Source organism: Streptomyces sp. NPDC004126 (genome assembly GCF_050275515.1).
Taxonomy (GTDB): Bacteria; Actinomycetota; Actinomycetes; order Streptomycetales; family Streptomycetaceae; genus Streptomyces.
The window spans coordinates 1-4,848 of record NZ_JBNNPF010000118.1 but is presented as its reverse complement, the minus strand read 5'-3'; the positions used below and the strand labels follow the sequence as shown (position 1 = coordinate 4,848).

3 protein-coding genes and 1 pseudogene are annotated in these 4,848 nt (G+C 68.6%); 1 reads left to right on the top strand and 3 read right to left on the bottom strand.

Going from position 1 to position 4,848, the window contains the following annotated elements:
* Window positions 1-333 precede the first annotated feature (333 nt).
* Entirely contained in the window at window positions 334-1,749 is a 1,416-nt protein-coding gene (locus tag ACQKM2_RS40615; RefSeq protein WP_427719186.1) for a delta-60 repeat domain-containing protein, read from the top strand.
* A 186-nt stretch (window positions 1,750-1,935) separates the two neighbouring features.
* Here the strand turns inward: ACQKM2_RS40615 and ACQKM2_RS40610 are convergent.
* The 3 genes and pseudogenes from ACQKM2_RS40610 to ACQKM2_RS40600 form a co-directional block, all read right to left on the bottom strand.
* Window positions 1,936-2,736, bottom strand: a pseudogene (locus ACQKM2_RS40610) (IS5 family transposase); the annotation flags it as partial.
* Between the two features lie 67 nt (window positions 2,737-2,803).
* Window positions 2,804-3,223, bottom strand: coding sequence for a RacP protein (locus ACQKM2_RS40605; protein ID WP_427719185.1), 420 nt, complete (start codon window positions 3,221-3,223; stop codon window positions 2,804-2,806).
* 2 nt (window positions 3,224-3,225) lie between these two features.
* Window positions 3,226-4,224, bottom strand: coding sequence for a DUF6192 family protein (locus ACQKM2_RS40600; RefSeq protein ID WP_427719182.1), 999 nt, complete (start codon window positions 4,222-4,224; stop codon window positions 3,226-3,228).
* Between the last annotated feature and the right edge of the window lie 624 nt (window positions 4,225-4,848).

Here is a 4,848-nt window from a genome sequence, read left to right as displayed (position 1 = left end):
AGAGACATCGACCACCTCCTCGGCCTCACCGGCACCACGATCCCGCACCCCAGAAATCGGCAGATACACGGCTGAGACAGGTGAAAACGACCTCTCAGAACCTGTTTTCAAGCCCAGACCGTGCTCATCTCGGTTGCGGGTGACGTTCGGTGACAGTGGTCAGACGGCTGAGAGGTGTTCCAGCCCGATGGCGCTGTGGGCCACGCAGGTAACCAGGGCCGAAACGGTCCTCTAACGCCGCCGCCACGGCGTGGTGCGGCGTGGGTGCATGGAGCCGTGTGAGGATCGCCCGCTGGGGGGCCGGTGCTTCAAGGAACAGGAGAAGGGCCCCTGATGCGCACATGGCATCTGCTCCGCCGCGTTCCCGCGCGGGCCGTCCTGGCAGCCGTGACCGCAGCCGCCGTGCTGCCGGCCCCGACCGCGTTCGCGGGCAACGGAAACGCCGACAGTTCACTCGACCCGAAGTTCGGGCTGGGCGGGATCGTCCGGACCGCGGTTGCGCCCAATGGGAACACGGACTACCAGAACGGGCTGGCAATCGACAGCCGACGCCGCATCCTGGTGACTGGCTCCTCGGACCTGGGCGAAGCGGCCGGCGGCTTCCAGTGGCGGATCGCGCGCTACACCCCGGACGGGCGGCTGGACCGCTCCTTCGGATCCGGCGGCATCGTCCTCACCCCAATGTCCGATATGGGTGGCGATGACGAGCACATCTGGCGGCTGGCCGTACAGCAGGACGGAAAGATCGTCGCGGCCGGTCACGTCGCCACCGCGGACGGCGGGGAGGACTTCGCAGTCGCCCGATACCTGCCCGACGGCAGCCTAGACCGTACCTTCGGCACCAGGGGGAGGGTCGTGACGGCGCTCACCCCTCATGACGACGAGGCCCAGGCCCTGCGCGTCCAACACGACGGACGCATCGTGGTGGCCGGCTACGCCAGCATCGGCGAGGACGCGGACGGCCGCGATTTCGCCCTCGTACGCTACCTGCCCGACGGGCGCCTCGACCGCTCCTTCAACCGTTCCGGGCCCCGCCCCGGCACCGTTGTGACCGACATCGAGGGCGGCCGCGACCAGCTCCGGGACATCACCCTCGACACCCGTGGTCGCATCGTTGCCGCCGGCTCGGCCACCCTCCCATCTGCCCGGGGAGGCACGAGCTTCGCCGTCGCCCGCTACCTCCACGACGGCACCCTGGACCCCTCCTTCGGCTCCGGCACCCCCCGGCCAGGCGTGGTCGTCACGCCCATGGCGGCGAACGACGGCCTCGACCTGGCGGAAAGCGTCGTTATCGACCGGCACCATCGGATCCTCGCGGGCGGCTCCGCGGACGCCGACGGTCGCTTCGACCTGGCACTCGCCCGTTACCGCCCGGACGGATCCCTTGACCCCCGCTTCGGCAACGCGGGGAAGGTACTTGCCAACGTCGGCCCCGGCAGCACCGACGAGGACCTGGCCGGGCTCGCGCTTCAGCCGGACGGCCGCATCCTCGCCGGCGGTAGCACCGCTCCCACCGAGTTCGCCGTGGACAGCGACTTCCTCCTTGCCCGCTTCCGCGAAGACGGCTCCCTGGACCGCGGCTTCGGCCGCGACGGCTTCGTCATCACCAGGACCGCGCCGGGCGAGGCGGACGACGAGATCTTCGACATCGCCCTGCAGACCCCGAACCGGCTGGTCGCAGCCGGCGAGTGCGACCAACCATCCACCGGCCGGGACGTCTGCCTCGCCCGCTACCTCGTCAGCCCCTAGCCAGGCCGGAGTGGCGTCGGGGCCGTGTTGATCTCCATTGCGGGTGATGTTCTGTGGAGTGGTCCGGTACCTGAGAAGTGATCCAGGTTGGTAGAGGGCCTCGGGGAACACCACTATGTGTAGGCGGTGTGGGTGCCTTATCGGACCTGGTCAGAACACGGGTGAGTACCGCTCGGGGGGCTTGCGTGTCTTGGTGATCCGGCGGGTCATGAGGGTGATGGCTGCCCAGGTGATGAGGGTTTCGGAGTGCTGGATGAGCCGTTCGTAGTCGCGTGCGTGTCGGCGGGCCCGCATCATCCAGGACCAGGTTCGTTCCACGACCCAGCGGCGGGGCAGGATGACGAAGCCGGAGGTGTCCTTGGGTCTGCTGATGGTCTTGATCGTCAGGTTGAGGTACTTCTTTGCCCAGGTCACGAGCTTGCCCGCGTAGGCGGAGTCCGCCCAGACGATGGTGATCTCGGGGTGCATGAGTCGGAGGCGGAAGAGGACTTCCTTGGCCGCTTGGCTGTCGTGGAGGTCGGCGGGGGTGACCATGACGAGCAGGGGAGGGCCGCGGGTGTCGACGACCATGTGGCGTTTGCGGCCGTTGATTTTCTTGCCCGCGTCGTACCCGCGTGAGTCCTTGCCGACGGTCTCGGCGGCTTTGACAAACTGGGAGTCGATGACGGTGGCGACCGCACGGGGGCCTTTGCCCATGTCGCGGCGGATTGGGTGCGCGAGGACGTCGCGGATCTGGGTGATGACACCGCAGGCGGCCCAGCGGGCCATGAACCCCCAGACGGTCCGCCAGGGCGGGTAGTCCGCCGGCAGGGCCCGCCATTTGCAGCCGGTGTCGACGACGTAGCGGATCGCGTCGACGATCTCGCGCCGGTCGTGTTTCTCGGGCCGGCCGCCGACGGTGGTTTCGCAGGCCGGGACGGGCAGTAGGGGTTCGAGCAGGGCCCATTCGGCGTCGGTGGTGTTGGAGGGGTAGCGGCGTCGGCGCATGGCGGCTGGCCTTCAAGCCTGTGCTGCCCGGGGCCCGGCCTTCGGCAGGGCCCCGGGCGGCGGGGGGTCAGTAGCTGTTGACGAGGTCGAGGGTGGATTCGATGGAGTTGAGCTGGGCGGTGATGTGGCGGACCCACTTGTCGCCCGGGTGGGTGGCTGCGTGGGGTGCGACGGTGCCGGTGATGAACCGGCGGAACTCGGTGAGCTTCTCCTTGATCACCTTCCGTTCGTAGGCTTCCAGAGCGGCCCGTTCGGCTCCGAGCTGGTAGCCGTCAGACCTGGTCCAGATCAGCGGGGGCCATCCGTGGTCCGCGATGACGTCCCGCAGGGCGGCCAGCCCGGACCTCACCTGGCTGGGGGTGAGGTCGCTGGCGCGGGTGAGCTGGTGGAAGAGGAGTCCTGCCGGGCGTGCTTCGAAGAGCACGAACCGGAGGGTGTCGGCGTGCCGCAGAGCGGCGTCGCCCCGGCGCCGTGAGGCGCGGGGCATGGCTACTGGCCTCGGAGAAGGGCGGCGAGCTCGTCGTCCATGTCGACCTTGCCGGTGTCGACGGCGTTCTCGATCCAGTCGAGGGTGGCCCACACCTTGGCGATGTTCTGGTGGACGATGCCCTGCTCGTCCTCGGTCAGCTGGCGGTCCCGCAGCCCAAGGACGGCCCGGCCGGCTGCGGCGACGAAAGAGTGGCAGGCGGTGACCAGGTCCAGGAACTCGACCGTGCGGTTGATCTGCTTGACGGCCGGTGCGACGGGACTGGTCCGTTCGAAGTTCTCGCGGGCCTGGCGGCCTCGTTCGACCTGGGCGTGGTTAACCTGGTGGCGGGCGGTGTCGTCACTCATGGCCCGGAAGGCGACGTCCGGGCGCCTGAGCAGGCCGGTGACCGCGGTCGCGGCGACGGCCTCGTCGCGGGTGAACTCCTCGACCACCCTGACCCGGTCCTCGACGGCGACCTGCGCCGAGACCGCGGGCCGGCGGAGCAGGTCGGTGGTGATGACCGCGGCGACTTCCTCGTCCTGGGCCAGGGCGTGGATCGCGCTGATCTTCTCCTGCTTGGAGACCGGGTTCTCGACCTGCCCGCCGAGCACGCGGCTCGCGTCGTCCGCAGTCCATCGGGGCTTGCCGGCCGGGGGCTGTTTCACGAGCGTGAATCGCTCGGTCTCGTTCTCGATGCTCGCCAGGATCCGGTAGACGGTGAAGGGGACGCCCCTCTGGCGGTGTTCCTTGGGCCAGCGGGACGAGACCCAGCGGGCGTTGTTGACGGTGCTGTACTTCAGGCCGATGTCCTCGGCGAGCCGGGTCAACGACTCCTTGACGGACCATCCGCCCTCGGGCCGGGCCCCGTCGCGGGGCCGGGAGGGTTCGATTTCCAGGGCTCGGTCACCGATCGTGAACTGGCCGCGGGAGTGCTGGTCGACGACTTCGCGGAGCTCGGTCACGATCTGTTCGTATCGCGAGGGGCTGACGCTTCCGATCTTCTCGTTGTCCTCAGGCATGGTGTGTCACCACCCAGCGCGGACCCTGGCACGGCCATCTCCCTGCCGCAACGGTACAAAGCCCGCTCGTCACCGAGAGTCAGACTACAAATAGGAAGATCGCAATGATTGACGGGAAAGTGAACTGGCCAAAGTTGGACAACTGATGCGTTCGCGTTGCGGTTACTGTGACCGTTCCACGAACGGATCGTTCCGCTGCCGCCAGGCCCTCACCTTGCACTTCGGCGAGCAATACACGGCCGCGAACCGCCGGTCTACCCCCGCGATCCAGCGAGCCCCGCACTCGAGACACCGGCCCTCGCCAACCCCGCCCTGCACCGCGGCAAGACGCCGGCGCAGCCGCCGCTCGACCCGCCACTGCCTGGAACGACAGGCCGCCGAGCAGAACACTGCCTCCGGCCTGGCACCCGGCCTAAGCCGGTCCCCGCAAGCCCGACAGACCCTCTCCACAGCCTTCTCGGAGCCCTTCGACCCCGGCCAAGCCTAGGTCCTCCGCCCAGCCCCCGGAGGGGAAACGAAACAGGCAGTCAGAGGTCGTTTTCACCTGTCTCAGCCGTGTATCTGCCGATTTCTGGGGTGCGGGATCGTGGTGCCGGTGAGGCCGAGGAGGTGGTCGATGTCTCT